The organism is Pseudomonas sp. SWRI50, assembly GCF_014269095.1.
Lineage (GTDB): Bacteria > Pseudomonadota > Gammaproteobacteria > Pseudomonadales > Pseudomonadaceae > Aquipseudomonas > Aquipseudomonas kermanshahensis.
Genome location: NZ_JABWRW010000001.1, coordinates 122,172 through 149,057 on the forward strand (window position 1 = coordinate 122,172; position 26,886 = coordinate 149,057).

General features: G+C 62.6%; 30 protein-coding genes. 15 read left to right on the forward strand and 15 right to left on the reverse strand.

What is annotated here, in order from left to right; all coding sequences use genetic code 11:
- Position 1: 1 nt before the first annotated feature.
- From ptsN to HU750_RS00625, 8 genes are all read right to left on the reverse strand, one after another.
- A complete protein-coding gene (ptsN, locus tag HU750_RS00590; protein ID WP_099453000.1) occupies positions 2-466 on the reverse strand; it encodes a PTS IIA-like nitrogen regulatory protein PtsN in 465 nt (154 codons plus the stop codon).
- Between the two features lie 12 nt (positions 467-478).
- Entirely contained in the window at positions 479-787 is a 309-nt protein-coding gene (gene hpf, locus HU750_RS00595; protein WP_003255135.1) for a ribosome hibernation-promoting factor, HPF/YfiA family, read from the reverse strand.
- 79 nt (positions 788-866) lie between these two features.
- Entirely contained in the window at positions 867-2,360 is a 1,494-nt protein-coding gene (locus HU750_RS00600; protein WP_027595606.1) for an RNA polymerase factor sigma-54, read from the reverse strand.
- A gap of 175 nt (positions 2,361-2,535) precedes the next feature.
- Positions 2,536-3,261: an LPS export ABC transporter ATP-binding protein gene (gene lptB, locus HU750_RS00605; RefSeq protein ID WP_027595607.1), complete on the reverse strand. Its 726-nt coding sequence runs from the start codon at positions 3,259-3,261 to the stop codon at positions 2,536-2,538.
- Entirely contained in the window at positions 3,262-3,786 is a 525-nt protein-coding gene (lptA, locus tag HU750_RS00610) for a lipopolysaccharide transport periplasmic protein LptA (RefSeq protein ID WP_027595608.1), read from the reverse strand.
- Positions 3,773-4,345: an LPS export ABC transporter periplasmic protein LptC gene (gene lptC / locus HU750_RS00615; protein WP_027595609.1), complete on the reverse strand. Its 573-nt coding sequence runs from the start codon at positions 4,343-4,345 to the stop codon at positions 3,773-3,775. The genes lptA and lptC overlap by 14 nt, the downstream gene beginning before the upstream one ends.
- Before the next feature lie 8 nt (positions 4,346-4,353).
- Entirely contained in the window at positions 4,354-4,878 is a 525-nt protein-coding gene (locus HU750_RS00620; RefSeq protein WP_186675632.1) for a KdsC family phosphatase, read from the reverse strand.
- Entirely contained in the window at positions 4,879-5,853 is a 975-nt protein-coding gene (locus HU750_RS00625) for a KpsF/GutQ family sugar-phosphate isomerase (protein WP_027595611.1), read from the reverse strand.
- Positions 5,854-6,099: 246 nt separating this feature from the next.
- On the opposite strand from HU750_RS00625, the gene HU750_RS00630 reads away from it, so the two are divergent.
- The 10 genes from HU750_RS00630 to hisC all read left to right on the forward strand — a co-directional run bounded on the left by HU750_RS00630 (position 6,100) and on the right by hisC (position 14,039).
- Positions 6,100-6,909 (forward strand): ATP-binding cassette domain-containing protein, encoded by an 810-nt coding sequence (locus tag HU750_RS00630; protein WP_099453002.1) that lies wholly within the window; start codon positions 6,100-6,102, stop codon positions 6,907-6,909.
- The gene (gene mlaE, locus HU750_RS00635; RefSeq protein WP_027595612.1) at positions 6,909-7,706 is read left to right on the forward strand and encodes a lipid asymmetry maintenance ABC transporter permease subunit MlaE; all 798 of its coding nucleotides are present in this window, start codon (positions 6,909-6,911) and stop codon (positions 7,704-7,706) included. Before HU750_RS00630 ends, mlaE begins: the two co-directional genes overlap by 1 nt.
- Positions 7,706-8,191, forward strand: a complete 486-nt coding sequence (gene mlaD / locus HU750_RS00640) for an outer membrane lipid asymmetry maintenance protein MlaD (RefSeq protein WP_027595613.1) — start codon at positions 7,706-7,708, stop codon at positions 8,189-8,191. Before mlaE ends, mlaD begins: the two co-directional genes overlap by 1 nt.
- A 9-nt stretch (positions 8,192-8,200) precedes the next feature.
- The gene (locus HU750_RS00645) at positions 8,201-8,848 is read left to right on the forward strand and encodes an MlaC/ttg2D family ABC transporter substrate-binding protein (protein ID WP_186675639.1); all 648 of its coding nucleotides are present in this window, start codon (positions 8,201-8,203) and stop codon (positions 8,846-8,848) included.
- The gene (locus HU750_RS00650) at positions 8,845-9,147 is read left to right on the forward strand and encodes an STAS domain-containing protein (protein ID WP_027595615.1); all 303 of its coding nucleotides are present in this window, start codon (positions 8,845-8,847) and stop codon (positions 9,145-9,147) included. Before HU750_RS00645 ends, HU750_RS00650 begins: the two co-directional genes overlap by 4 nt.
- Before the next feature lie 119 nt (positions 9,148-9,266).
- Positions 9,267-9,506: a BolA family protein gene (locus tag HU750_RS00655; protein ID WP_003255121.1), complete on the forward strand. Its 240-nt coding sequence runs from the start codon at positions 9,267-9,269 to the stop codon at positions 9,504-9,506.
- Positions 9,507-9,529: 23 nt separating this feature from the next.
- A complete protein-coding gene (gene murA / locus HU750_RS00660; RefSeq protein ID WP_027595616.1) occupies positions 9,530-10,795 on the forward strand; it encodes a UDP-N-acetylglucosamine 1-carboxyvinyltransferase in 1,266 nt (421 codons plus the stop codon).
- A gap of 107 nt (positions 10,796-10,902) precedes the next feature.
- Positions 10,903-11,538: an ATP phosphoribosyltransferase gene (gene hisG / locus HU750_RS00665; protein ID WP_027595617.1), complete on the forward strand. Its 636-nt coding sequence runs from the start codon at positions 10,903-10,905 to the stop codon at positions 11,536-11,538.
- Positions 11,539-11,664: 126 nt separating this feature from the next.
- Entirely contained in the window at positions 11,665-12,990 is a 1,326-nt protein-coding gene (gene hisD / locus HU750_RS00670) for a histidinol dehydrogenase (RefSeq protein WP_186675641.1), read from the forward strand.
- A gap of 2 nt (positions 12,991-12,992) precedes the next feature.
- On the forward strand, positions 12,993-14,039 hold the full coding sequence (hisC, locus tag HU750_RS00675; protein ID WP_027595619.1) for a histidinol-phosphate transaminase: 1,047 nt from the start codon (positions 12,993-12,995) through the stop codon (positions 14,037-14,039).
- Between the two features lie 94 nt (positions 14,040-14,133).
- Here hisC and HU750_RS00680 read toward each other — a convergent pair whose 3' ends face one another.
- On the reverse strand, positions 14,134-15,315 hold the full coding sequence (locus HU750_RS00680) for an alkaline phosphatase family protein (protein ID WP_186675652.1): 1,182 nt from the start codon (positions 15,313-15,315) through the stop codon (positions 14,134-14,136).
- A gap of 138 nt (positions 15,316-15,453) precedes the next feature.
- On the opposite strand from HU750_RS00680, the gene HU750_RS00685 reads away from it, so the two are divergent.
- From HU750_RS00685 to HU750_RS00700, 4 genes are all read left to right on the forward strand, one after another.
- On the forward strand, positions 15,454-16,104 hold the full coding sequence (locus tag HU750_RS00685) for a FadR/GntR family transcriptional regulator (protein ID WP_186675655.1): 651 nt from the start codon (positions 15,454-15,456) through the stop codon (positions 16,102-16,104).
- Positions 16,105-16,117: 13 nt separating this feature from the next.
- Complete coding sequence (locus HU750_RS00690) at positions 16,118-17,398, forward strand: CynX/NimT family MFS transporter (protein ID WP_186675658.1); 1,281 nt, start codon at positions 16,118-16,120, stop codon at positions 17,396-17,398.
- 177 nt (positions 17,399-17,575) lie between these two features.
- The gene (locus HU750_RS00695; RefSeq protein ID WP_186675660.1) at positions 17,576-18,052 is read left to right on the forward strand and encodes a nuclear transport factor 2 family protein; all 477 of its coding nucleotides are present in this window, start codon (positions 17,576-17,578) and stop codon (positions 18,050-18,052) included.
- 17 nt (positions 18,053-18,069) lie between these two features.
- A complete protein-coding gene (locus tag HU750_RS00700; RefSeq protein ID WP_027595624.1) occupies positions 18,070-18,354 on the forward strand; it encodes a GIY-YIG nuclease family protein in 285 nt (94 codons plus the stop codon).
- 25 nt (positions 18,355-18,379) lie between these two features.
- Here the strand turns inward: HU750_RS00700 and yejK are convergent, their stop codons facing one another.
- Positions 18,380-19,387, reverse strand: coding sequence for a nucleoid-associated protein YejK (gene yejK / locus HU750_RS00705; protein ID WP_186675662.1), 1,008 nt, complete (start codon positions 19,385-19,387; stop codon positions 18,380-18,382).
- A 394-nt stretch (positions 19,388-19,781) separates the two neighbouring features.
- Here yejK and HU750_RS00710 point away from each other — a divergent pair, with 394 nt between their 5' ends.
- Positions 19,782-20,063 (forward strand): HU family DNA-binding protein, encoded by a 282-nt coding sequence (locus tag HU750_RS00710; RefSeq protein WP_003255106.1) that lies wholly within the window; start codon positions 19,782-19,784, stop codon positions 20,061-20,063.
- Positions 20,064-20,115: 52 nt separating this feature from the next.
- On the opposite strand, the gene rlmF is transcribed toward HU750_RS00710, so the two are convergent.
- The 5 genes from rlmF to HU750_RS00735 all read right to left on the reverse strand — a co-directional run bounded on the left by rlmF (position 20,116) and on the right by HU750_RS00735 (position 26,615).
- Positions 20,116-21,066: a 23S rRNA (adenine(1618)-N(6))-methyltransferase RlmF gene (gene rlmF, locus HU750_RS00715; protein ID WP_186675664.1), complete on the reverse strand. Its 951-nt coding sequence runs from the start codon at positions 21,064-21,066 to the stop codon at positions 20,116-20,118.
- Positions 21,067-21,240: 174 nt separating this feature from the next.
- Positions 21,241-24,087, reverse strand: a complete 2,847-nt coding sequence (locus HU750_RS00720; RefSeq protein WP_027595627.1) for a valine--tRNA ligase — start codon at positions 24,085-24,087, stop codon at positions 21,241-21,243.
- Positions 24,088-24,271: 184 nt separating this feature from the next.
- On the reverse strand, positions 24,272-24,637 hold the full coding sequence (locus tag HU750_RS00725) for a DNA polymerase III subunit chi (RefSeq protein ID WP_099428402.1): 366 nt from the start codon (positions 24,635-24,637) through the stop codon (positions 24,272-24,274).
- A 5-nt stretch (positions 24,638-24,642) separates the two neighbouring features.
- Entirely contained in the window at positions 24,643-25,071 is a 429-nt protein-coding gene (locus HU750_RS00730) for a DNA polymerase III subunit chi (RefSeq protein WP_099428403.1), read from the reverse strand.
- 50 nt (positions 25,072-25,121) lie between these two features.
- On the reverse strand, positions 25,122-26,615 hold the full coding sequence (locus tag HU750_RS00735; protein WP_186675666.1) for a leucyl aminopeptidase: 1,494 nt from the start codon (positions 26,613-26,615) through the stop codon (positions 25,122-25,124).
- Between the last annotated feature and the right edge of the window lie 271 nt (positions 26,616-26,886).

Consider the following 26,886-nt stretch of genomic DNA (forward strand, 5'->3'; position numbering starts at 1 on the left):
TTCAGTGCTCGTTCTGTACGTCCAGGACAACCTGGTACAGGGCCTCGTCACTGCTGGCGGCACGCAGGCGATCACGAACCTCTTTGCGATCGAGCATGCTGGCGATCTGGCGCAGCAGTTCCAGGTGCGCATCGGTGGCAGCTTCGGGCACCAGCAGGACGAACAGCAGGTCCACAGGCGCGCCATCGATGGCGTCGTAGTCGATCGGTGCCTCCAGGTGCAGCAATGCGCTGACCGGGGCGGTACATCCTTCGAGTCGGCAGTGGGGGATGGCGATGCCGTTGCCGAAACCGGTCGAGCCGAGCTTTTCACGGGCGACCAGTTTTTCGAAGACGTCTTGCATCTCCAGTTCTGGCACTTGGTTGGCGATGAGATTGGCGACCTTTTCGAGGGCGCGCTTCTTACTGCCGCCCGGCACGTTCACGAGGGAACGGCCGGGGGTCAGGATGGTTTCAAGTCGGATCATGGATGAGGGGGATCAGCGGGCAGCTGCACCTTGCAGCAGGCTTTGCTGTTTTTCCTTGTGTTTTTTCAGTTGGCGGTCGAGCTTGTCGGCCAAGGCGTCGATCGCTGCATACATGTCTTCGTGTTCCGCGTTGGCTACCACTTCACCGCCCGGAATCTGCAGGGTCGCTTCGACCTTCTGCTGCAGCTTCTCGACCTTCATGATGACCTGCACGTTAGTGATCTTGTCGAAGTGACTTTCCACGCGGGCGAGCTTTTCAAGCACATAATCGCGCAGCGGCTGGGTGACTTCTACATGCTGTCCACTGATATTGACTTGCATACAGCTTCTCCTTTATTGCCCGTGCATAAAGAGGCAAGTCTTGCACCTGCCCCAAAAACGCTGTGGCACATACCAGGTGCTACATCAGTCGCTTGCGCTCGCTCGACGGTGCGATGCCGAGAGACTCGCGGTACTTGGCGACGGTGCGACGGGCTACCTGGATGCCTTGTGCCTCCAGTAAACCAGCGATCTTGCTGTCACTCAATGGCTTTTTCTGATTTTCCGCCGCAACCAGTTTCTTGATGATCGCGCGGATCGCTGTGGACGAGCATTCTCCGCCTTCGGCGGTGCTGACGTGGCTTGAGAAAAAGTATTTCAGTTCGTAGATGCCGCGGGGCGTGTGCATGTATTTTTGCGTGGTGACCCGCGAAATGGTCGACTCGTGCATCCCGACGGCTTCGGCGATGTCATGCAGGACCAACGGCTTCATCGCTTCGTCGCCATGGTCGAGGAAGCCGCGCTGATGCTCGACGATCTGCGTGGCCACTTTCATCAGGGTTTCGTTGCGGCTTTGCAGGCTCTTGATGAACCAGCGCGCTTCTTGCAGCTGATTGCGCATGAAGGTGTTGTCGGCGCTGGTGTCGGCGCGGCGGACAAAGCCTGCGTACTGCGGGTTGACGCGCAGGCGCGGGATGGCTTCCTGGTTAAGCTCCACCAGCCAACGGTCGCTGTCCTTGCGCACGATGACGTCGGGCACGACGTACTCGGGCTCGCTCGATTCGATCTGCGAGCCAGGGCGCGGGTTGAGGCTTTGCACCAGTTCGATGACCTGGCGCAGCTCGTCTTCCTTGATCTTCATGCGCCGCATCAGCTGGCTGTAGTCGCGGCTGCCGAGCAGGTCGATGAAGTCGGTGACCAGGCGTTTGGCCTCGGCCATCCACGGCGTGCTGGCCGGTAGCTGGCGCAGTTGCAGCAGCAGGCATTCGCCCAGGTTGCGTGCGGCGATGCCGGCAGGCTCGAACTGCTGAATGCGGTGCAGGACCGCTTCGACCTCATCCAGCTCGATATCCAGTTCGGGGTCGAAACCGGCGCAGATCTCTTCGAGGGTGTCTTCGAGGTAGCCCTGGCCATTGATGCTGTCGATCAGGGTGACGGCGATCAGGCGATCGGTGTCGGACATCGGCGCCAGGTTCAACTGCCACAGCAGGTGGCTTTGCAGGCTTTCGCCGGCCGATGTGCGGGTGGTGAAGTCCCACTCGTCGTCATCGTTGCTCGGCAGGCTGCTGGCGCTGGTCTGGTAGATGTCTTCCCAGGCGGTATCGACGGGCAACTCGTTGGGGATTCGCTCGCTCCACTCGCCGTCTTCCAGGTTTTCGGCACTGTTGGTGCTTTCCTGGAAGCTGTTGTCCTGGACTTCGGCGGCCGGTTTGTTCTCGGCGTTATCGGCCATCGGGTCGCTGTTGTCGAAGTCCTCGCCGTCTTCCTGACGTTCGAGCATCGGGTTCGATTCCAGCGCTTCCTGGATTTCCTGTTGGAGGTCCAGGGTCGAGAGCTGGAGGAGGCGGATGGCCTGTTGCAACTGAGGCGTCATCGTCAGTTGCTGGCCCATTTTTAGGACGAGCGATGGTTTCATGGCAGGGGCTTAATACCTTGTTCGCCGGCGCGCATGCGCCATCCACTACACGAGGGCGCCGGAGCGCCAAATTCAAGCAAGTTTTATGCCTTAAATTGTAGCGTTTGCCTAGAGCACCGTAACAACTTAAACCCCGACAGGGTCGATTTGCCAGTGCTCCAGGTGCGTCCCGGGGTCAGAGCCGGAACTCGTGACCCAGGTAAACCTCTTTGACCAGTTCGTTGGCCAGGATGGTCTCGGCGTCGCCTTCGGCGATCAGTCGGCCATCATTGACGATATAGGCGGTTTCGCAGATATCCAAGGTCTCACGCACGTTGTGGTCGGTAATCAGTACGCCGATCCCCTTGGCCTTGAGGTGATGGATGATCTGCTTGATGTCACCGACGGAAATCGGGTCGACGCCCGCGAAGGGTTCGTCGAGCAGGATGAACTTCGGTGCGGTCGCCAGGGCGCGTGCGATCTCGACACGGCGGCGTTCGCCACCCGAGAGGCTCATGCCGAGGTTGTCGCGAATGTGGCTGATGTGGAACTCCTGCAGCAGGCTTTCCAGCTCCTTGCGGCGGCCGTCGCGGTCGAGCTCCTTGCGGGTCTCGAGGATCGCCATGATGTTGTCGGCCACCGACAGCTTGCGGAAAATGGAAGCTTCCTGCGGCAGGTAGCCGATGCCGGCACGCGCGCGACCGTGCATGGGCTGGTGGCTGACATCGAGGTTGTCGATCAGCACGCGCCCTTGCTCAGCCTGGACCAGGCCGACGATCATGTAGAAGCAGGTGGTCTTGCCGGCGCCGTTGGGGCCGAGCAGGCCGACGATCTGGCCGCTGTCGATCGACAGGCTGACGTCGCGCACGACTTGCCGACCCTTGTAGCTCTTGGCCAGGTGCTGGGCTTTGAGGGTTGCCATTTACTCGGCCTTCTTCTTCGGCTGGATCACCATGTCGATGCGCTGACGTGGTTGAGTCACGTTGCCACCACGACCGGCGGTCGCAACCTGGGTCTTGGTGTTGTAGACGATCTTCTCGCCTTCAGTGGTGTTGCCTTCATTCTCGACCTTGGCGCGGTCGGTGAGGATCACCGTGTCTTTCTGCGCCTGGTACTGAATGGTCACGGCCCAGCCTTTCATCTTGTCCGGCTTGGCGGTGCTCTGCTGCTGTTCGAAGTAGGCCAGGTTGCCCACCGAGGTGACCACGTCGATGTCGCCGTTGGCGGCGCGGGTCATGGTCACGGTGTTGCCTTTGATCATCATCGAACCTTGGGTGATGATGACGTCACCGGTATAGGTGGCCACGCCTTGCTTGTCGTCCAGGTGCGCGTTGTCGGCCTGGATGCGGATAGGCTGGTCACGGTCGGTCGGCAGTGCGAAGGCGCTCGCGCTTCCCAGTGCTGCGCTCAGGCTGAGCAAAAGGGGGAGGGTTTTAACGAGCCTCATACTGTCCTCTTACGTTAGAGAGCAGGTCCATCCTGCCTTCTTTCAAATACGCTTTCATTCCTTTGCCCGTGGTCGTGCCACCGGCGCCGTCGATTCTAACGGCTTGCTCGGTCTGCGCATATTGCTTCTGCGGGAATACGGTCATGCGTGAGCTGGTGATAATCGTTTCACGCTTCTTTTCGTCGGTGCGGGCAATGCGCACCTGGTCGATCAGCTCGACCTCGGTGCCGTCCGGGTTGACCTCGGCACGCACGCTTTGCACGTGCCACGGATACTCGGTGCCGCGGTACATGTGCAGGTCTGGCGTGGTCACCAGTGTGACCTCGGTGGCTGTCAGGTGTTCGACCTTGTCGGCGGTCATTTCATACTGCAACTTGCCGTCGGGCAGGAACTGCACGCTGTGGGCATTGATCGCGTAGTAGTCGATGGCGCTCTCGTCGACCTGGGCCGTGGGCTGGTCGAGGAAGCTCTCGGGGCTGACATTCCAGTAGCCGATCGCCGCCAGCAGGGCGCCGATGGCCACGAGCAGCACAATATTGCGGGCTTTCTTGCTGAACATGAGCAGCCTTAAAGGTAATGTGCGTTGGCAGCGTCCAGGGTGCCCTGGGCCTGCATGATCAGTTCACAAAATTCACGCGCCGCGCCTTCACCGCCGCGGGCCTGGGTCACCCCGTGCGCATGTTGGCGAACGAAGGGGGCGGCGTTAGACACCGCCATGCCCAGGCCGACCCGGCGGATCACCGGCAGGTCAGGCAGGTCGTCGCCCAGGTAGGCGACTTGTTCATAGCTTAGGCCGAGTTCGGCGAGCAAGCCGTCGAGTACCACCAATTTGTCCTCGCGGCCCTGGTACAGGTGCGGGATGCCGAGGTTTTTCGCACGGCGCTCGACCACCGGGGTTTTGCGCCCGCTGATGATTGCCGTGGTCACGCCCGATGCCATGAGCATCTTGATGCCCTGGCCGTCGAGGGTGTTGAAGGTCTTGAACTCGCTGCCGTCTTCGAGGAAGTACAGGCGGCCGTCGGTGAGCACGCCGTCAACGTCGAACACGGCAAGCTTGATGGCCTGGCCACGTTGAATCAAATCCTGGGTCATTTACATTACTCCGGCGCGCAACAGGTCGTGCATGTTCAGGGCGCCGGTCGGGCGGTCGTCCTGGTCGACCACCACCAGCGCGTTGATCTTGTGGTCTTCCATGATTTTCAGGGCCTCGGCGGCCAGCATTTCGGCGCGGGCGGTCTTGCCATGCACGGTCATCACCTGGTCGATCAAGGTGGTGTGCATGTCGATATTGCGGTCCAGGCTGCGGCGCAGGTCGCCGTCGGTGAAGATCCCGGCCAGTTTGCCGTCCGGTTCGAGGATTACGGTCATGCCCAGGCCTTTGCGCGACATTTCCAGCAGCGCGTCCTTGAGCAGGGTGCCGCGTGCCACCTGGGGCAGTTCGGCGCCTGCGTGCATCACGTTCTCGACCTTGAGCAGCAGGCGGCGGCCAAGGGCGCCACCGGGGTGCGAAAAGGCGAAGTCTTCGGCAGTGAAGCCACGGGCTTCGAGCAGGGCGATGGCCAGGGCGTCGCCCAGCACCAGCGCTGCGGTGGTCGAAGAGGTGGGGGCCAGGTTCAGTGGGCAGGCCTCCTGGGTGACGCGGGCGTCGAGGTTGACCTCGGCAGCCTGGGCCAGGGGCGAATCGGCATTGCCGGTCAGGCTGATCAGCTGGATGCCGAGACGCTTGATCAGCGGCAGCAAGGTGATGATTTCTGCGGTGCTGCCGGAATTGGACAGGGCCAGGATGACATCGTCCCGGGTGATCATGCCCATGTCGCCATGGCTGGCTTCGGCCGGGTGCACGAAGAACGCAGGCGTGCCGGTGCTGGCCAGGGTGGCGGCGATCTTGTTGCCGATATGCCCCGACTTGCCCATGCCGACCACCACGACCCGGCCCTTGCTGGCCAGAATCAGCTCGCAGGCCTTGACGAAGTTGGCGTCGATACGCGGCGCCAGGCTTTCCACGGCCTCGACTTCGAGGCGCAAGGTGCGCAGGGCGGACTGGATCAGCTCACTGGATTGGCTCATGTCGTCAAACAATGCCTGATGAAAAGGCGGCGATTATAGCCGCAATGGAAGAAAGCCTCATCCTTTCGATTGCCCGGCAAATGCCATGGAAGTCTGTCGTTGTGCTGAACGACACGTTCCATGGCCTTGGGGCCGCCCTGTCAGCGGTGCTATAGTTCGCCGCTATTCGGCCTGTCAGGGGCACGTGTGCCTTCACGATGAGGGCAAGCGTCCACTAGGACGAGGCTGCACTAGCAAGGAGTCTAGATGAGTGTGGATAGCGCCTACGCGGTCGAGTTGAAGGGGCTTACCTTCAAGCGCGGTTCGCGCAGCATTTTCAGCAATGTCGACATACGCATCCCGCGCGGCAAGGTCACCGGCATCATGGGGCCATCGGGTTGCGGCAAGACCACATTGCTACGCCTGATGGGTGCGCAACTGCGTCCGTCCAGCGGCGAGGTATGGGTTGCCGGGCAGAACCTGCCGACGCTGTCGCGCAGCGACCTGTTCGACGCGCGCAAGCAGATGGGCGTGCTGTTCCAGAGCGGCGCGCTGTTCACTGACCTCGATGTGTTCGAGAACGTGGCCTTCCCGCTACGCGTGCACACCCAGCTGTCGGAAGAGATGATTCGCGACATCGTGTTGATGAAACTGCAGGCTGTCGGCCTGCGCGGTGCCATCGACCTGATGCCTGACGAACTGTCCGGTGGCATGAAGCGCCGGGTGGCGCTGGCGCGTGCAATCGCCCTGGACCCGCAGATCCTCATGTACGACGAACCGTTCGTCGGCCAGGACCCGATCGCCATGGGGGTACTGGTGCGCCTGATCCGCCTGCTCAACGATGCCTTGGGCATCACCAGCATCGTGGTTTCCCACGACCTGGCCGAAACCGCCAGCATTGCCGACTACATCTACGTGGTAGGGGATGGCCAGGTGCTGGGGCAGGGCACGCCTGACGAGCTGATGGGCTCGGACAACCCGCGTATTCGCCAGTTCATGAAAGGCGACCCGGATGGCCCGGTACCCTTCCACTTTCCCGCGCCTGATTACCGCGCCGACCTGCTGGGGGCGCGTTGATGCGCAGAAAATCCTTACTCGAACGTGTTCGCCTGTTCGGTCGCTCGGCGATCGACGTGCTGGCCGTGCTCGGGCGTTCCTGTCTGTTTCTGTTTCATGCGCTGATCGGGCGTGGCGGTATTGGCGGTGGCTTCCAGCTGCTGACCAAGCAGCTGTACTCGGTGGGCGTGCTGTCGCTGGCGATCATCGTTGTGTCTGGTGTGTTCATCGGCATGGTGCTGGCGCTGCAGGGCTACAGCATCCTGACCAAGTACGGCTCTGAACAGGCGGTCGGGCAGATGGTGGCCCTGACCCTGTTGCGTGAGCTTGGGCCGGTGGTGACCGCACTGTTGTTCGCCGGCCGCGCAGGGTCTGCGCTGACCGCCGAGATTGGCAACATGAAGTCCACCGAGCAGCTGTCGAGCCTGGAAATGATCGGCGTCGACCCGCTCAAGTACATCGTTGCGCCACGCCTGTGGGCCGGCTTCATCTCGCTGCCGCTGCTGGCGCTGATCTTCAGCGTGGTCGGCATCTGGGGTGGGTCGTGGGTCGCCGTGGATTGGCTGGGCGTCTACGAGGGCTCGTTCTGGGCCAACATGCAGAACAGTGTTTCCTTCACCGACGACGTGCTGAACGGCTTGATCAAGAGCCTGGTGTTCGCCTTCGTCACCACCTGGATCGCCGTATTCCAGGGGTACGACTGTGAGCCCACCTCAGAAGGGATCAGCCGTGCCACCACCAAGACCGTGGTCTATGCCTCGTTGGCTGTCCTGGGTCTGGACTTTATTCTGACCGCCTTGATGTTTGGAGATTTCTGATGCAAAACCGCACCCTGGAAATCGGTGTCGGCCTGTTCCTCCTGGCCGGGATCCTGGCGCTGCTGCTGCTGGCCCTGCGAGTCAGCGGGCTGTCGGCCAGCCCGAGCAGCGATACCTATAAAGTTTATGCGTACTTCGACAATATCGCCGGTTTGACGGTCAGAGCTAAAGTGACCATGGCCGGTGTGACGATCGGCAAGGTCACCGCCATCGATCTGGACCGTGATTCCTACACCGGTCGGGTGACGTTGCAGCTGGACAAGACCGTCGACAACCTGCCGACAGACTCCACTGCTTCGATCCTGACCGCCGGGTTGCTGGGCGAGAAGTACATCGGCATCAGCGTGGGCGGCGAAGACGACGTGCTCAAGGATGGCGCGACCATCCACGACACCCAGTCGGCACTGGTGCTGGAAGATCTGATTGGCAAGTTCCTGCTCAACTCCGTTGGCAAGGAACCGAAAGAAGCGCAACCGGCTAATTAAGGAGTTTCCATGATTTCGATCCTGCGACGTGGCCTGCTGGTCCTGCTGGCGGCCTTCCCTTTGCTGACCGTGGCGGCGCAGACGCCTCACGATGTGGTGCAAGGCACGACCAACGAATTGCTTGGCGACCTCAAGGCCAACAAGGATCAGTACAAGTCCAACCCCAACGCCTTCTACGATGCGCTCAACCGCATCCTGGGCCCGGTGGTGGACGCTGACGGCATTTCCCGCAGCATCATGACCGTGAAGTATTCGCGCAAGGCCACGCCTGAGCAGATGCAGCGCTTCCAGGAAAACTTCAAGCGCAGCCTGATGCAGTTCTATGGCAACGCCCTGCTGGAATACAACAACCAGGGTATCGTCGTTGATCCGGCCAAGGCTGATGACGGCAAGCGTGCCAGCGTCGGCATGAAGGTGACCGGCAACAACGGCGCCGTGTACCCGGTGCAGTACACCCTGGAGAACATTGCCGGCGAGTGGAAGGTACGTAACGTCATCGTCAACGGCATCAACATCGGCAAACTGTTCCGCGACCAGTTCGCCGATGCCATGCAGCGCAACGGCAACAACCTGGACAAGACCATCGACGGTTGGGCCGGTGAAGTGGCCAAGGCCAAGGAAACCGCCGATAAGTCGCCCGAGAAGGCAGTGCAATGAGTGAGGCTGGCGTAAGCATGGCCGAGCCGGGCGTACTGCGTTTGACCGGCGTGCTGGACTATCGCAGCGGCCCGGCCTTGCGCAAGCAAGGCAAGGCATTGATCGACGCCTCGCGCGAGCCGCACATGGTGCTGGATTGCTCGGCCGTGGCGAAATCGTCCAGCGTCGGCCTGTCGCTGCTGCTGGCGTTTATTCGCGATGCCCAGGCGGCCGGCAAGGCCTTTGAGGTGCGCGGTATGCCCGACGACATGCGGGAAATTGCCGGGGTCTATGACCTCGATGAAGTGCTGGCCACTTGATGGCTATGCATTGAAGGATGGCCCCTCGGTCAGCGCACGCCCTCAGTGGGCTTCGCAGGCGAGGGGCTTTTTTGTATGATGGCCGACCCGTGCGCATCGGGCGCCGATTGAGGTTGAGCATGCAGGCCGTAGAAGTTAAAAGCTTCCTTGAAGAAAAATTGCCGGGATCCCGGGTCGAAGTTGAAGGCGAAGGCTGCAACTTCCAGTTGAACGTGATCAGCGACGAGTTGGCTGGCCTGAGCCCGGTCAAGCGTCAGCAGGCGATCTATGCTCACCTTAATCCCTGGATCGCCAATGGCAGCATCCATGCGGTAACCATGAAATTTTTCAGCAGCGCAGCCTGGGCTGAGCGCACCTGAGCCAACTTGGCGGCGAGACTCCAATGGACAAACTGATTATTACTGGCGGCGCTCGCCTTGACGGCGAGATCCGCATTTCGGGCGCGAAGAACGCGGCATTGCCGATTCTGGCGGCGACCCTGCTGGCTGACGGCCCGGTCACCGTGGCCAACCTGCCGCACCTGCACGACATCACCACCATGATCGAGCTGTTCGGGCGCATGGGCATCGAGCCTGTGATCGACGAAAAGCTGGCCGTGGAAATCGACCCACGCACCATCAAGACGCTGGTCGCGCCGTACGAGCTGGTCAAGACCATGCGCGCCTCGATCCTGGTGCTGGGCCCGATGGTTGCGCGTTTCGGCGAGGCTGAAGTAGCCCTGCCTGGCGGTTGCGCCATCGGTTCGCGCCCTGTCGACCTGCACATCCGTGGCCTTGAAGCCATGGGTGCGAAGATCGAAGTCGAAGCCGGCTACATCAAGGCCAAGGCACCTGAGGGTGGCCTGCGCGGTGCGCACTTCTTCTTCGACACCGTCAGCGTGACCGGTACCGAGAACATCATGATGGCCGCTGCACTGGCCAAAGGCCGCAGCGTGCTGCAAAACGCTGCCCGTGAACCTGAAGTGGTCGACCTGGCCAACTTCATCAACGCCATGGGCGGCAATGTTCAGGGCGCTGGCACCGACACCATCACCATCGAAGGCGTCGAGCGCCTGCACTCGGCCACTTACCGCGTCATGCCCGACCGTATCGAAACCGGTACCTACCTGGTCGCCGCAGCCGTCACCGGCGGCCGCGTCAAGGTCAAGGACACCGATCCGACCATCCTTGAGGCCGTACTGGAAAAACTCAAGGAAGCGGGCGCCGACATCACCACCGGTGAAGACTGGATCGAGCTGGACATGCACGGCAAGCGGCCCAAGGCTGTCAACCTGCGTACCGCGCCGTACCCAGCGTTCCCGACCGACATGCAGGCGCAGTTCATCTCGCTCAACGCCATCGCCGAAGGCACTGGCGCGGTGATCGAGACGATCTTCGAAAACCGCTTCATGCACGTCTACGAAATGCACCGCATGGGCGCGCAGATCCAGGTCGAAGGCAACACCGCCATCGTCACCGGCGTCAAGACGCTGAAGGGCGCGCCAGTCATGGCCACCGACCTGCGTGCTTCCGCCAGCCTGGTACTGTCGGCGCTGGTGGCCGAAGGCGATACGCTGATCGATCGCATCTACCACATCGACCGTGGTTACGAGTGCATCGAGGAAAAACTGCAGATGCTGGGCGCCAAGATCCGCCGCGTACCGGGTTAACAGCCCGCAGGCGCACGATGTGGGGGCTAGCCCGCTCCCACACACGAATTGAATGAGGTCGGGCCTAGGCCCGGCCGGCAGTAGCCGCTTAAGGACCGACGTTTCCCATGTTGACCATCGCGCTATCCAAAGGCCGAATTCTCGACGATACCCTGCCATTGCTGGCCGAGGCCGGTATCGTGCCGACCGAGAACCCGGACAAGAGCCGTAAACTGATCATCCCCACCACGCAGGACGACGTGCGCCTGCTGATCGTGCGTGCCACTGACGTGCCGACCTACGTCGAGCATGGCGCTGCCGACCTCGGTGTGGCTGGCAAGGACGTGCTGATGGAGTACGGCGGCCAGGGCCTGTACGAGCCGCTGGACCTGCAGATTGCCCGCTGCAAGCTGATGACCGCTGGCGTGGTCGGCGCACCTGAGCCCAAGGGCCGTCTGCGCGTGGCCACCAAGTTCGTCAACGTCGCCAAGCGTTATTACGCCGAGCAGGGCCGTCAGGTCGACATTATCAAGCTGTATGGCTCGATGGAGCTGGCCCCCCTGATCAACCTTGCCGACAAGATCATCGACGTGGTCGACACTGGCAACACCCTGCGCGCCAATGGCCTGGAACCCCAGGAAATGATCGCCACGATCAGCTCCCGCCTGGTGGTCAACAAAGCATCGATGAAGATGCAGCACGCCCGTATCCAGAGCCTGATCGACACCCTGCGCAAGGCCGTCGAATCGCGACACCGCGGCTGACTCCTGCGCGCGACCTCCGCTGTCGCGCCCGTCTATCCGCGTCATAGCCACTTTTCTCGGGTGCCCGCGCGGATGGACTGGTAGCCTAGGGCGCCTGAGCATTCGCTAATAATCGAGGCCCTCGCCATGACCGTGTCCACTGCAATTGCCCGTCTCAACGCCGCTGATCCGGATTTCGCCCGACATCTGGATCATCTGCTGAGCTGGGAAAGTGTGTCCGATGACGCGGTCAACCAGCGCGTGCTCGACATCATCAAGGCCGTTCGCGAACGCGGCGATGCGGCGCTGGTGGAGTTCACCCAGCGCTTCGATGGTGTCGATGCTAAGTCCATCGATGACCTGATTCTTGGCCGTGAACGCCTTGAGCTTGCCCTGACGCGCATTACCGACACCCAGCGTGCAGCCCTGGAAAAGGCCGCCGAGCGCGTGCGCATCTACCACGAGCGGCAAAAGCAGGATTCCTGGCAGTACACCGAAGCCGACGGCACCGTGCTGGGCCAGAAGGTCACGCCGTTGGACCGCGCTGGCCTGTACGTACCGGGTGGCAAGGCGTCGTACCCGTCCTCGGTACTGATGAACGCCATTCCGGCCAAGGTCGCGGGCGTGACCGAAGTGGTCATGGTGGTGCCGACCCCGCGTGGCGAGGTCAACGAACTGGTGCTGGCCGCTGCCTGCATCGCCGGTGTCGACCGTGTGTTCACCGTGGGTGGCGCACAGGCCGTCGCCGCGCTGGCCTATGGCACCGAGAGTGTGCCGCAGGTGGACAAGATCGTCGGCCCGGGCAACATCTATGTCGCCACCGCCAAGCGCCACGTGTTCGGCCAGGTCGGCATCGACATGATCGCCGGCCCGTCGGAAATTCTCGTGGTGTGTGACGGCCAGACCGACCCGGACTGGATCGCCATGGACCTGTTCTCCCAGGCCGAGCACGACGAAGACGCCCAGGCCATCCTGGTCAGCCCGGACGCTGAGTTTCTCGACCGCGTTGCCGCCAGCATCGCTAAGCTGCTGCCGACCATGGAACGCGCCGAGATCATCGAGAAATCGGTCAATGGCCGCGGCGCGCTGATCCTGGTGCGTGACATGCAGCAGGCCATCGACGTGGCCAACCGCATCGCCCCTGAGCACTTGGAGCTGTCGGTCGCCGACCCGCAGGCCTGGTTGCCGCAGATTCGCCACGCCGGTGCGATCTTCATGGGCCGCCACACCAGTGAAGCACTGGGTGACTACTGCGCAGGCCCCAACCACGTGTTGCCAACCTCCGGCACCGCGCGTTTTTCGTCGCCACTGGGGGTGTATGACTTCCAGAAGCGTTCGTCGATCATCTTCTGCTCCGAGCAGGGCGCGTCCGAGCTGGGCCACACCGCTTCGGTCCTGGCCCGTGGCGAGTCGCTGACCGCCCACGCCCGCAGCGCCGAATACCGTATCCTGACCCAAGAGAAGGGGAACTGAGCATGAGTCGATTCTGGAGCCCCTTCGTCAAGGACCTCGTGCCTTACGTGCCGGGCGAGCAACCCAAGCTGGCCCGCCTGGTCAAGCTCAACACTAACGAGAACCCCTATGGCCCGTCGCCCAAGGCGCTGGAAGCCATGCGCGGCGAGCTGAACGACAACCTGCGCCTGTACCCGGACCCGAACGGTGACCGGCTCAAGCAGGCGGTGGCCGAGTATTACGGCGTCACCCCGGGGCAGGTGTTTGTCGGCAACGGCTCGGACGAGGTGCTGGCGCACATCTTCCACGGCCTGTTCCAGCACGATGCACCGCTGCTGTTCCCGGACATCAGCTACAGCTTCTATCCGGTGTACTGCGGCCTGTACGGCATTGCCTACGAGCAAGTAGCGCTGGACGAGCAGTTCCAGATCCGCGTCGAGGACTACAAAAAGCCGAATGCCGGGATCATCTTCCCCAACCCGAATGCGCCGACCGGCTGCCTGATGCCGCTGCAAGCGGTCGAGCAGCTGCTGCAGGGCAACCCGGATTCGGTGGTGGTGGTGGATGAGGCCTACATCGACTTTGGTGGCGAGACGGCCATCAGCCTGGTAGACCGCTACGACAACCTGCTGGTGACCCAGACCTTGTCCAAGTCCCGTTCGCTGGCTGGCCTGCGCGTTGGCTTGGCAGTGGGCCACCCGGACCTGATCGAAGCGCTGGAGCGGATCAAGAACAGCTTCAACTCCTACCCGCTGGACCGTGCGGCCATCGTCGGTGCGGCCGTGGCGTTCGAAGACCGTGCCTACTTCGAAGAAACCTGCCGCAAGGTGATCGACAGCCGTGAAGTGCTGGTCGAGCAACTGACGGCCAAGGGCTTCGAGGTGCTGCCGTCGGCGGCCAACTTCATCTTCGCACGTCACCCGCAGCAGGATGCGGCCGAGTTGGCGGCTCGCTTGCGTGAGCAAGGCGTGATCGTGCGGCACTTCAAGCAGGCGCGGATTGCCCAGTTCCTGCGGATTACCATCGGTACGCCGGAAATGAACCAGGCGTTGCTCGATGCACTGAACTGATCAAGGCGGGCTCACGTAGCCGCCTGCTTCGATCTGACCCCGCCTGGCACTGATTGTCAGGCGGGGCTTTTGCTTTCAGGGCTCAACCTGGCTCTCAATAAGCGATTTCCTCGATGCTGTACGGCATGCCGGCCGGCCTGTTGCGCACGGCTGCCGGGGTGCCATCGAGTAGCAGCACATAGTCGTTGACGTCATCCATACCGTCCGGGTCGGTCCACTGCTCGGCCCCAGCCGGTACTTGTGCAACCACATGCCCGTTCTTGAGGATGGTTACGTAGCCCTTGGCAGTACTGTGCCAGCGCAGGCGGGCAGTGGCTTCATCGGCCCTTGCTTTGCGAGCGCCCGTGTTACCCAGCAGGGGTGTGCCGTCGAGTAGCCATTGCGGCTCGAGTGTCAGCCCCATGTGGCGCAGGACGGTGGGTGCCACTGAGGTCTGCGCAGGCAGACGGTACAGGTTGTTTGGCCCTGGCTTTTCTTTCGGAATGCTGGGCTGAGTCAGTTCTTTGTTCAGCGGTTTATTGCTGGCGATGAAGATGGTCTTTTCCTGTTCTGTGACGCCGCCATGGCCTTTGCCCCAATAGTCGCGGCCATGGTCCGTGCTGACAATCACCAGCCAGTCTTCACGCAGATGGCGGCGGCTGCGTAGGTCGACCGCGTCCAGCAGTTCCCCCACTTGGTTGTCGGCCTTTCGCAGTGCCTGCTGGTAGCGGTTGTCGAAGCCACCGTTGTGGCCGGCTGCATCAGGTTCGCCCAACTGGATGAAGGTGAAGTCGGCGGGCGTGGTCTCCAGTATCTGCAGCGCCCGCGCGATGACGTTTTCGTCGGATAAGCCACTTTCGCGTACGTCGTTGCCGTGGGCGTCCTCGAGCAGGAACGCGGTGTTGATCGGCGACCAGTTCACCACACTGGACAGGTAGGCGGTGGGCAGTGCCTGGCGCAGCCGTTTGAACAGGCTGGGGAAGGCCGGGGCGACCCGCAGCGACTCGGCATTCGAGTTAACGCCATGCTTGTTGCTCCAGACCCCGGTGAGCAGGGTGACCCAGCCAGGGCCGCTGAGCGTTGGCTGTTCGCTGGCCTTGCCAGTGATGCCGCCGGTGTAAGCGCTGCCGTAATACAGGCGTTGCTGCAGATTGCTGGCGTCGCCCAAGGCTTCGTAACGATCGAGTTGCACGCCTTCGATGCCGATGATCAGGGTTTTCGGTTGCCGCGCATGCTGCGCCGGCTCGCAAGCTGCCAGCAGCGTCAGTGTCATCAGAAGCAGGGCTGATAATCGCATGAAGGGGCATCCGGGAACGGTAGAGCGAGCGTTGCAATAAAGCGTGCCGCTCACAACTGGCAGAAATGCCAGGTGGTTTGCTGTTCAGAGGGCTTTCCATTAGGCTGCAGTAATTCATCGGATGATTGGTTGAATGTAATGAGCGTAGAGTTGGCCAAGCGTTCCCTGGTCGAACTTGCCGTGGAGCGCATGCGCGAGCGCATCCTCAACGGCGACTGGCAGGTAGGGCAGCGCCTGCCGACCGAGCCGGAGCTGGCCCAGGAATTGGGCATCAGCCGCAATACCGTGCGTGAGGCCATGCGCGTGCTGGCGTTCAGCGGCCTGGTGGAAATACGGCAGGGCGATGGCAGTTACCTGCGCACGGCCCAGGACCCGTTGATGGCGGTGCAGGCGATGTCCCGCTGCACCCCCGAGCAGGCGCGGGAGACGCGCCATATCCTCGAAGCCGAGGCCATCGGCCTGGCAGCGCTGCGCCGTACCGACGCCGACCTGCACGGGTTGCGTGAAGCCCTTGCGGGCAGCGCCGGGCATTTTCACGGTGACATCGATGCGTATGTGAGCTGCGACCTGGTGTTTCACCAGCGCTTGGTGGACGCCGCCCACAACCCGGCATTGAGTGAGTTGTACCGGTACTTTTCCGGCGTGGTGGCCGCTGCGCTGCAGCACAACATGGCCACTGTTCCGCGCTGCCAGTCCACGTTCGATCTGCACGGGGAAATTGTCGACGCCATCGAGCAACGTGATTCGGAGCGGGCCAAGCGCCTGAGCCGGACCCTCATCGAATCCTGACCACGAGAAGCCCATGGCTGAATCAATGACCCGTAGCAACCCGCCCGGCGAGCGGGAACTCGACGAACTGCTGATCGACGCCGAAGTCGATGACGAGCAGGTGCAGCAACAGCCTGTGCTGCTGCGCCGGCCCTGGCTGTTGCTGCTGGGCCTGGTATTGGTGGCGCTGAACCTGCGGCCGGCCTTGTCGAGCATGGCGCCGGTGCTGGGCCTGGTGTCCGATGACCTGGGCTTGAGTGCCTCGCAGGCTGGCTTGCTGACCACCTTGCCGGTACTGTGCCTGGGCCTGTTCGCGCCACTGGCGCCGGTGCTGGCGCGGCGTTTTGGCAGTGAGCGGGTGATCCTCGGCATCCTTCTGACCTTGGCCTTGGGCATTGTGGTGCGCAGTGCCTTTGGGGTGGCGGGGGTGTTCTTGGGCAGCCTCATGGCCGGCGCCAGCATTGGCATTATCGGCGTGCTGTTGCCGGGCATCGTCAAGCGCGACTTCCCACAGCATGCCGGCACCTTGACCGGGGTCTACACCATGGCGCTGTGCCTGGGGGCGGCCATGGCGGCCGGCGCCACGGTGCCTCTGGCCCAGCACTATGAAGGCAACTGGGCGCTGGGGCTGGGCTTCTGGGCCGTGCCGGCACTGTTGGCCATGTTGATCTGGCTGCCGCAGGCGCGCCAGGGGCATGGCCTGCACAAGGTTGCCTATCGAGTGCGTGGCCTGTGGCGGGACCCACTGGCCTGGCAGGTGACCTTGTACATGGGCCTGCAATCGTCGCTGGCCTATATCGTCTTCGGTTGGTTGCCTTCGATTCTGATGGGTCGTGGTCTGAGCCCAACCGAGGCGGGGCTGGTGCTGTCGGGCTCGGTGATCGTGCAATTGATCAGCTCGCTCAGTGCGCCCTGGCTGGCCACGCGCGGCAAGGACCAGCGCTTGGCCATCGTGATTGTCATGCTGGTGACCCTGGCCGGGCTGTTTGGCTGTCTGTATGCGCCTATTTCCGGGCTGTGGGGGTGGGCGGTGCTGCTGGGCCTGGGGCAGGGTGGGACGTTTGCCCTGGCGTTGACGTTGATCGTGCTGCGCTCCAAAGACGCCCATGTGGCGGCGAACCTGTCGAGCATGGCGCAAGGGGTGGGTTACACACTGGCGTCGATGGGGCCGTTTGCGGTGGGGTTGGTGCATGACCTGACCGGTGGCTGGGCGGCACTGGGGTGGATCTTTGCCGTGCTAGGCCTGGGTGCCATTGTTTTCGGGCTTGGGGCTGGGCGGGCGTTGCATGTGCAGGTGACCAGCGAAAAAGTCTGAGACCGATTGTGCCAGTGCCGGGCCATTCGCGGGACAAGCCCGCTCCCACAGGATGGGAGTGCTTTCAGTGCTGCGGGCTCCTGTGGGAGCGGGCTTGTCCCGCGAATGGGCCGGCACTGGCGTAAGCGCATCGAGCAGATTATCGTGCACCTTTCGATCCCAGGATGGACCTGCACCATGAGCGACGCCAACCGCGACCTGATCACCCGCTTCTACCAGGCCTTCCAGCGGCTGGATGCCGAGGCCATGGTGGCCTGTTACAGCGACGATATCGTCTTCAGCGACCCGGTCTTCGGTACCCTGCGCGGCAAGGATGCAGGCGACATGTGGCGGATGCTCACCACCCGCGCCAAGGACTTCACCCTCACCTTCGGCAACGTCCGTGCGGACGAACGCGGTGGCAGTGCGCACTGGGTCGCGACCTACCTGTTCAGCCAGACCGGCCGTACTGTGGTCAACGCTATCCAGGCACGTTTCGTCATTCGCGATGGCTTGATTTGCCAGCATGACGACAGCTTCGACCTTTGGCGCTGGTCGCGCCAGGCATTGGGGGCCCCCGGGGTGCTGCTGGGCTGGTCGCCGCTGATTCAGAACAAGGTGCGCCAGCAGGCGTTCAAAGGCCTGCGGGCGTTCCAGCACAGCCAAGGCAACTAACGGAAAGAGCAGGCGTCGTGAGTGAAGCAGTGCCGGATCAGGCAGTAAAACCTTGGTATGTGTACCTGGTGCGGGCGGCCAATGGGTCACTGTATTGCGGGATCAGCGATGACCCGCAGCGGCGCTTTCTGGCGCATCAGAAAGGGCAAGGGGCGCGGTACTTCAAGACCAGCCCGGCGCAGGCGCTGGTGTATGTCGAGCAGTGGCCCGACAAAGGCGAAGCGCTGCGCCAGGAGCGGCTGGTGAAGCGGCTGCGTAAATCGGCCAAGGAGGCGCTGGTGGCCTCGTTCAGCAACGCCTAGGGCGCGCTACGCGCCCCAGGCGGTATCAGTCCTTGCGCCGCTTCAGCTGATCGATCAACTGCGTCGGCAGCCCCTTGATGATCAAGGTCCCCGCCACCTCGTCATACTCCACCTTGTCGCCCAGCAGGTGCGCCTCGAAGCTGATCGACAGCCCCTCGGCACGGCCAGTGAAGCGGCGGAACTGGTTGAGGGTGCGTTTGTCTGCAGGGATCTCCGGCGACAGGCCGTAGTCTTTGTTGCGGATGTGGTCGTAAAACGCCTTCGGGCGGTCTTCGTCGATCAGGCTGGACAGTTCTTCAAGGGTCACCGGCTCGCCCAGCTTGGTTTGGGTGGTGGCGTAGTCGACCAGGGTCTGGGTCTTCTCGCGGGCCGATGCCTCCGGCAAGTCTTCGCTTTCGACGAAGTCGCTGAAGGCCTTGAGCAGGGTGCGGGTTTCACCTGGGCCGTCGACGCCCTCCTGGCAGCCGATGAAGTCACGGAAGTAGTCGGAGACCTTCTTGCCGTTCTTGCCCTTGATGAACGAGATGTACTGCTTGGAATTCTGGTTGTTCTTCCACTCGGACAGGTTGATGCGCGCCGCCAGGTGCAGTTGGCCGAGGTCCAGGTGGCGCGATGGCGTCACGTCGAGGTCCGCGTTCACCGCCACGCCTTCGCTGTGGTGCAGCAGGGCGATCGCCAGGTAATCGGTCATGCCTTGCTGGTAGTGGGCGAACAGGATGTGCCCGCCGGTGGACAGGTTGGACTCTTCCATCAGCTTTTGCAGGTGTTCGACGGCGATGCGGCTGAACGCCGCGAAGTCCTTTTCTGCTTCCAGGTACTGCTTCAACCAGCCACTGAGCGGGTAGGCACCCGATTCGCCGTGGAAGTAGCCCCACGCCTTGCCTTGCTTGGCGTTGTAGCTGTCGTTGAGGTCGGCCAGCAGGTTTTCGATGGCATCGGAGGCGCCCAGTTCGGTATCGCGTGCGTGCAGCACGGCGGGGCTGCCATCGGGCTTCTTGTCGATCAGGTGAACGATACAATGACGGATAGGCATGAAGTCCTCGGCGAGTCTGGGGGCGGTGCACGGCCGCGCTGCAAAAGTCGTCCAGTTTACCCCAGAGACAAGGTGATGCAGTGGCCGGATGTTGGCAGAAATGCCGGTTGTTCGTTTTTTGTTCAGTTTTGTGCGTTTTAAGCTAAAACCCCCGAAAAACCTGCATTAAATCGAAGTGCGCAGCGGATATTTATCCATTCCTGTGGTAGCTTTGCGCGGTCTTGCGCCCCTCGCGTGGCGCATTGCTGGCAGCACGCTAGCGTCGTGTCGAACCAAACGCCGATTTACGTATCTACATACGCGATTGGCGCGGCCCTCCAGAATTCAGGGGCTGGCCCGATAACGTCGTAGCTCGCTGCTTAACTACTGAATTTGATAGGGAAGGAACATCACCATGGCATTGACCAAAGACCAACTGATTGCCGACATCGCCGAATCGATCGCCGCGCCAAAAGCCACCGCCAAAAACGCACTGGAGCAACTGGGCCAGATCGTTGCTGACCAACTGGAAAACGGCGCTGAAATCACCCTGCCAGGCATCGGCAAGCTGAAAGTCTCCGAGCGTCCTGCCCGTACCGGCCGCAACCCTTCGACTGGCGCTGCCATCGAAATCGCTGCCAAGAAAGTCGTCAAGTTCGTGCCAGCCAAAGTGCTGACCGACGCCATCAACAAGTAATTGTTGACGCTGTGACGAAACCGCGCCCGGGCTTGCCCGGGCGCGGTTTTTTTCAGCCTTGTGTTTTACGCCGTGCGTGCCAGGCCTGGCGCGCGTTGTCGTCCTGGAAGCTCCAGGCGACCATGCGGCTCTGCTTCTGCCCTTGGCCCATCTCGATGATGCGCACGGCCTTGGCGCCCGCTTTTTTCAGCGCAGCCTCGATGCCTGGCAGGTTGCTGGCCTTGGACACCAGGCTGGTGAACCACAGCACGCTTTCGGCGTACTGCGCGCTTTCCCCGACCAGTTGCGTCACGAAGCGGATCTCGCCGCCCTCACACCACAGTTCGTTGTTCTGGCCGCCGAAATTGAGCACGGGCAGTTTGCGCTTGGGGTCCTGCTTGCCCAGGTTTTTCCACTTGCGCTGGCTGCCGCGGGTGGCTTCATCGCGTGAGGCATGGAAGGGCGGGTTGCACAGGGTCAGGTCGAAGCGCTCGTCCGCCTGCAACAGGCCGCTGAGAATGTGCGTGCGGTTGGCCTGCTGGCGCAGGGTAATGGCCTTGCTCAGGCCATTGGCCTGGACGATGGCCTTGGCCGACGCCAGTGCCACAGGGTCGATATCCGACCCCAGGAAGCGCCAGCGGTAGTCGCTGTGGCCGATCAGCGGGTAGATACAGTTGGCACCCACGCCGATGTCCAATGCGCGCACCTGGGCGCCCTTGGGGATCTCACCCGCATTGTCTTCGCCCAGCAGGTCGGCGAGCACATGGATGTAGTCGGCGCGACCGGGGATGGGCGGGCACAGGTAGTCGGCGGGGATGTCCCAGTGCTGGATACCGTACTGGGCCTTGAGCAAGGCGCGGTTGAACACCCGTACCGCCTCGGGGTTGGCGAAGTCGATGCTGGGTTTGCCGTGCGGGTTGGTGATGGTGAAGCGGGCCAGGTCAGGGTGGGCCTTGATCAGGCTGGGGAAGTCGTAGCGACCCTGGTGGCGGTTGCGCGGGTGCAGGGTGGGTTTCTGGGTCATGGTCAGGTCCGGTGCTGCAGGTGCTGGCCAGGGGGCCGCTGTGCGGCCCCTTCGCGGCACAAGGCCGCTCCCACAGGATAGTGGGGCTCCTTGAAGGCAGCGCGATTCCTGTGGGAGCGGCCTTGTGCCGCGAACGAGGGCGAAGCCCTCGCTGGTCAGGTCAGCATTGTCAGGTTACAGCGCTGCAATCCGCGCATGCTGCTCGGTGAAGTTGGCCAGGGCCTGTTCGGACTCTGCCAGCTTGGCGCGTTCCTTCTCGATCACCGCAGGCGGTGCCTTGTCGACGAAGGCAGCGTTGGACAGCTTGCCGCCCACGCGCTGGACTTCACCCTGCAGACGCTGGATCTCCTTGTTCAGGCGAGCCAGTTCGGCGTCCTTGTCGATCAGGCCGGCCATCGGCACCAGTACCTGCAGATCACCCACCAGTGCGGTGGCCGACAGTGGCGCTTCGTCGGCATCGCCAAGCACGGTGAACGACTCGACCTTGGCCAGTTTCTTCAGCAGGGCTTCGTTTTCTTGCAGGCGGCGCTGGTCGTCGGCATTGGCGTTTTTCAGGAACAGAGGCAACGGCTTGCCCGGGCCGATGTTCATTTCGGCGCGGATGTTGCGCAGGCCGACCATCAGCTCCTTGAGCCACTCGATGTCACCTTCGGCAGCGGCATCAATGCGGCTTTCATTGGCCACCGGCCACGGCTGCAGCATGATGGTCTTGCCCTGAATGCCAGCCAGCGGCGCGATGCGCTGCCAGATTTCTTCAGTGATGAACGGCATGAACGGGTGCGCCAGGCGCAGGGCCACTTCCAGCACGCGCACCAGGGTGCGACGGGTGCCACGGGCGCGCTCGACCGGGGCGTTCTCGTCCCACAGCACAGGCTTGGAGAGTTCCAGGTACCAGTCGCAATACTGGTTCCAGATGAACTCATACAGGGCCTGGCTGGCCAGGTCGAAGCGGAACTGCTCCAGCTGGCGGGTCACTTCGGCTTCGGTACGCTGCAGTTGCGAGATGATCCAGCGGTCGGCCAGCGACAGCTCGTAGGCTTCGCCGTTCTGGCCGCAGTCCTCGCCCTTGTCCAGCACGTAGCGGGCGGCGTTCCAGATCTTGTTGCAGAAGTTGCGGTAGCCTTCGACGCGGCCCATGTCGAACTTGATGTCGCGGCCGGTCGAGGCCAGCGAGCAGAACGTGAAGCGCAGGGCGTCGGTGCCGTAGCTGGCGATGCCGTCCGGGAACTCGGCCTTGGTCTGCTTGGCGATCTTCTCGGCAAGCTTGGGCTGCATCATGCCGCTGGTGCGTTTTTCCAACAGGGCGTCGAGGGTGATGCCGTCGACGATGTCCAGCGGGTCCAGGACGTTACCCTTGGACTTGGACATCTTCTGGCCCTGGCCATCGCGCACCAGGCCGTGCACGTACACGGTCTTGAACGGAACCTGCGGGGTGCCGTCCTCGTTCTTGATCAGGTGCATGGTCAGCATGATCATGCGCGCAACCCAGAAGAAGATGATGTCGAAGCCGGTGACCAGCACATCGGTGGAGTGGAACTTCTTGAGGAACTCGGTCTGTTCTGGCCAGCCCAGCGTCGAGAAGGTCCACAGGCCCGAGCTGAACCAGGTGTCGAGTACGTCGTCGTCCTGGCGCAGGGCAACATCGGCGCCCAGGTTGTGCTTGGCGCGGACTTCAGCCTCGTCACGGCCGACATAGACCTGGCCGGCCTCGTCGTACCATGCCGGGATGCGGTGGCCCCACCACAGCTGGCGGCTGATGCACCAGTCCTGAATGTCGCGCATCCAGGAGAAATACATGTTCTCGTACTGCTTGGGCACGAACTGGATGCGGCCATCTTCCACGGCGGCGATGGCAGGCTCTGCCAGCGGCTTGGTGGAGACATACCACTGGTCGGTCAGCCAGGGTTCGATGACAGTGCCCGAACGGTCGCCTTTCGGCACTTTCAAGGCGTGGTCGTCGATGCTGACCAGCAGGCCCTGGGCATCAAGGTCGGCGACGATCTGCTTACGCGCGACAAAGCGGTCGAGGGTGGCGTACTGGGCGGGCAGGGTGGTGTCGACCTGCTCGTTGACGCTGCCGTCGAGGTTGAAGGCCTGGGCATTGGCCAGGACCATCGCGTTCTTGTCAAAGATGTTCAGCAGCGGCAGGTTGTGGCGCTTGCCGACTTCGTAGTCGTTGAAGTCGTGTGCCGGGGTGATCTTCACGCAGCCGGTGCCGAATTCCGGGTCGCAGTAGTCGTCGGCGATGATCGGGATGCGGCGGCCGACCAACGGCAGCTCGACGAACTTGCCGATCAGGGCCTGGTAGCGCTCGTCGTTCGGGTTGACCGCGACGGCAGCGTCACCCAGCAGGGTTTCCGGACGCGTGGTGGCAACCACCAGGTAGTCCTTGCCTTCGGCGGTCTTGGCGCCGTCGGCCAGCGGGTAGCGCAGGTTCCACAGGTGGCCCTTCTCGTCGTGGTTTTCCACTTCGAGGTCGGAGATGGCCGTGTGCAGCTTGGTGTCCCAGTTGACCAGGCGTTTGCCGCGGTAGATCAGGCCGTCTTCGTGCAGGCGCACGAAGGCTTCCTTGACGGCTTCGGACAGGCCGTCGTCCATGGTGAAGCGCTCACGGCTCCAGTCGACCGACGAGCCCAGGCGACGGATCTGACGGCTGATGTTGCCGCCGGACTGGTCCTTCCACTCCCAGACTTTTTCCAGGAACTGTTCGCGACCCAGGTCATGACGGTTCTGGCCTTTGGCTTCGAGCTGGCGCTCGACCAGCATCTGCGTGGCGATACCGGCGTGGTCGGTGCCCGGCTGCCACAGGGTGTCGCGACCCTGCATGCGGCGGAAACGGATCAGGGCGTCCATGATCGCGTTGTTGAACCCATGGCCCATGTGCAGGCTGCCAGTGACGTTCGGCGGCGGGATCATGATGGTGTAGGACTCACCTGCACCTTGTGGAGCGAAATAGTTCTCGGACTCCCAGGTGTTGTACCAGGAAGTTTCGATGGCGTGCGGCTGGTAGGTCTTATCCATGCGCGGCGGGACCCTGTGCATTTATTCGGGAAAGCCGAAAAGTATAACGAAGGCACAGGGTTTAGGCGACAGGCCGGGGGCTGCTTTGCAGCCCTTTCGCGACACAAGGCCGCGCCCACAGGCACCGCGATCCCTGTAGGCGCGGCCTTGTGCCGCGAATGGGCCGCAAAGCGGCCCCGAAATATCACTCAGAACGCTTGATCAAGCGCTCGATACGCGCATCCAGCCGGCGCTTGATTTCGTTCTCGATATGCGGGGTAAAGTCATTGATCACGTCTTGCATGATCGCCTGCGCTGCGGCGCGCAGCTCGCTTTCCAGGTGCAGCAAGGTGTCCTGGCGGCGGGTTTGCGGGTCTTCCTCAGGGGCTGCGGCGATCGGCTCGACGGCCGACACGGCGTTGCCGCCGGGCTCGTCCAGCAACAGTGGAATCTGCTCCACCGTCTCGGTCAGCAGCGGCGGTTGCAGGTCGGCGTCGCCAAGCAACTGGCGGATCGACTCGAGGTCATCGAGCAGATGGGCGGAGTCGGGTAAAGGGGAAGGCTTGTCCATCGTCGTCAAAGTCGCTGTAAGCGGTGGTCTTGCAGAGCATAGCCCTGTTCGCGGTAGAAACGGAACCGCTCACGGGCCGATTGGCGGATGCCTGGCTCCTCGACGACGATCTCGGCCACCCGTTCGAACTGGCCGACGAACGCGGGCACGCCAGCGCCCAGGTTGATCAGCAGGTCACTGTGTTGCCCGGCATCTTCAGCAATCCCTAAGGCCACCGTGGCATCCGCGTGCAACTCCGCGAGGTCGTGGGGCACGAAGGCTTCGCCCTTGAAGTGCCAGAGGCGTTGGTCCAGTTCGCTGCGCTGTTCGGCATCCTGGCAATGCAGGTAGACCCGGTGGCCGAGGCGCCAGGCTTTTTCGCACAGCTTGCAGGCGAAATCGAGCCGCGCCGACAAGGCGTCGGTGGGCAGGATGTAAAAATCGACTTTGCTCATGGTGGTCTCTGCCGGCCGGTGGCGCGCAAGGCGCCACCGGCCTCACGGCATCAGGCGCCAGCGCGGTCCAGCAGGTACTGGGTCAGCAGCGGGACCGGGCGGCCAGTGGCGCCCTTGTCCTTGCCACCGCTGACCCAGGCCGTGCCGGCGATGTCCATGTGCGCCCAGTTGTAGGCCTTGGCGAAGCGCGACAGGAAGCAGCCTGCGGTGATGGTGCCGGCCTTCGGCCCACCGATGTTGCCCATGTCGGCGAACGGGCTGTCCAGTTGTTCCTGGTACTCGTCGAACAGCGGCAGCTGCCAGGCACGGTCGTCGGCGCGCTTGCCGGCATCCAGCAGTTGGCCGACCAGGTCGTCGTTGTTGCCCATCAGGCCCGAGGTGTGGCTACCCAGGGCGACGATGCAAGCGCCGGTCAGGGTGGCGATGTCGATCACCGCCTGGGGCTTGAAGCGTTCGGCGTAGGTCAGGGCGTCGCACAGCACCAGGCGGCCTTCGGCGTCGGTGTTGAGGATTTCGACGGTCTGGCCGCTCATGGTGGTGACGATGTCGCCCGGGCGGGTAGCGCCGCCGCTCGGCATGTTTTCAGCGCAGGCCAGCAGGCACACCAGGTTGATCGGCAGCTGCAGTTCGAGCACCGCACGCAGGGTGCCGAACACGCTGGCGGCGCCACACATGTCGTATTTCATCTCGTCCATGCCGGCGCCTGGCTTGAGGCTGATGCCACCGGTGTCGAAGGTGATGCCCTTGCCCACCAGCACGAACGGCTTGTCTGCCTTCTTGCCGCCCTGGTAATTGAGGACGATCAGGCGTGGCGGCTGGTCGCTGCCCTGGCCCACGGCGTAGAACGCGCCCATGCCCAGGTCTTTGATCTTTTTCTCGTCGAGCACTTCGACCTTGAGGCCTTTGTGCGCCTTGCCCAGCTCCTTGGCCTGTTCGGCGAGGAAGCTTGGGTGGCACAGGTTGGGCGGCAGGTTGCCCAGGTCGCGGGTGAAGGCCATGCCGGTGGCAATCGCCGTGGCGTGCTTGACGGCACGCTCGACCTCGGCCAGGCCGGCCTTGTCGGCCAGCAGGGTGACCTTTTTCAGGGCGCGTGGCTCGGCCTTTTGGCTTTTGAAACGGTCGAACACGTATTCGCCGTCTTGCAGGGTCTCGGCCAGCAGGCGGTACTTGCCGTAGTGGGCGTCGCGGTTGCTGACGGCGATATCATCCAGGGCGAGCACGGCGTCGCCACCGTTGAGGCCTTTCAGGACGCCGGCGACGCTGGCCACCAGTTTGCGCCAGGCGCGGTCGCCCAGGGCTTCGTCCTTGCCGCTGCCAACCAGCAGCACGCGTTCGGCCTTCAGGCCTGGCAGGCTGTGCAGCAGCAGGGTCTGCCCCGGTTTACCGGCCAGGTCGCCACGTTTGAGCACGGCGCTGATGGCACCTTCGCAGGCTTGGTCGACGGCCTTGGCAACAGCGCCGAGCTTGCGGCCTTCACCTACCGGTACAACCAGCGTGGCGGTTTTTACGGATGCAGCAGCTACGCTTTTTACAACCAGTTCCATGTCAGGGTCCCCGAATGATCGATACAGTTGGCGCTTTGCATTCAAGCGCTCTGGGCGGGCCAGGCCGCGTGGTCGCGTACCCGTGGAAAAGCTGCCAGTTTGAGCCTGCGGCCAGCGTGCTGACAACCCTGTTTTGCGGCTTCATGCGCGGCCAAGTGACAGGGGCGGTCAATCACAGGATAATGCGCGCACTTTACATGGAGGTTCGCCTGTGGCGAACCGACATTGGTCTTGGCTGTACTAAGTCATTGTTTGGCGCCAATGTTTGGCA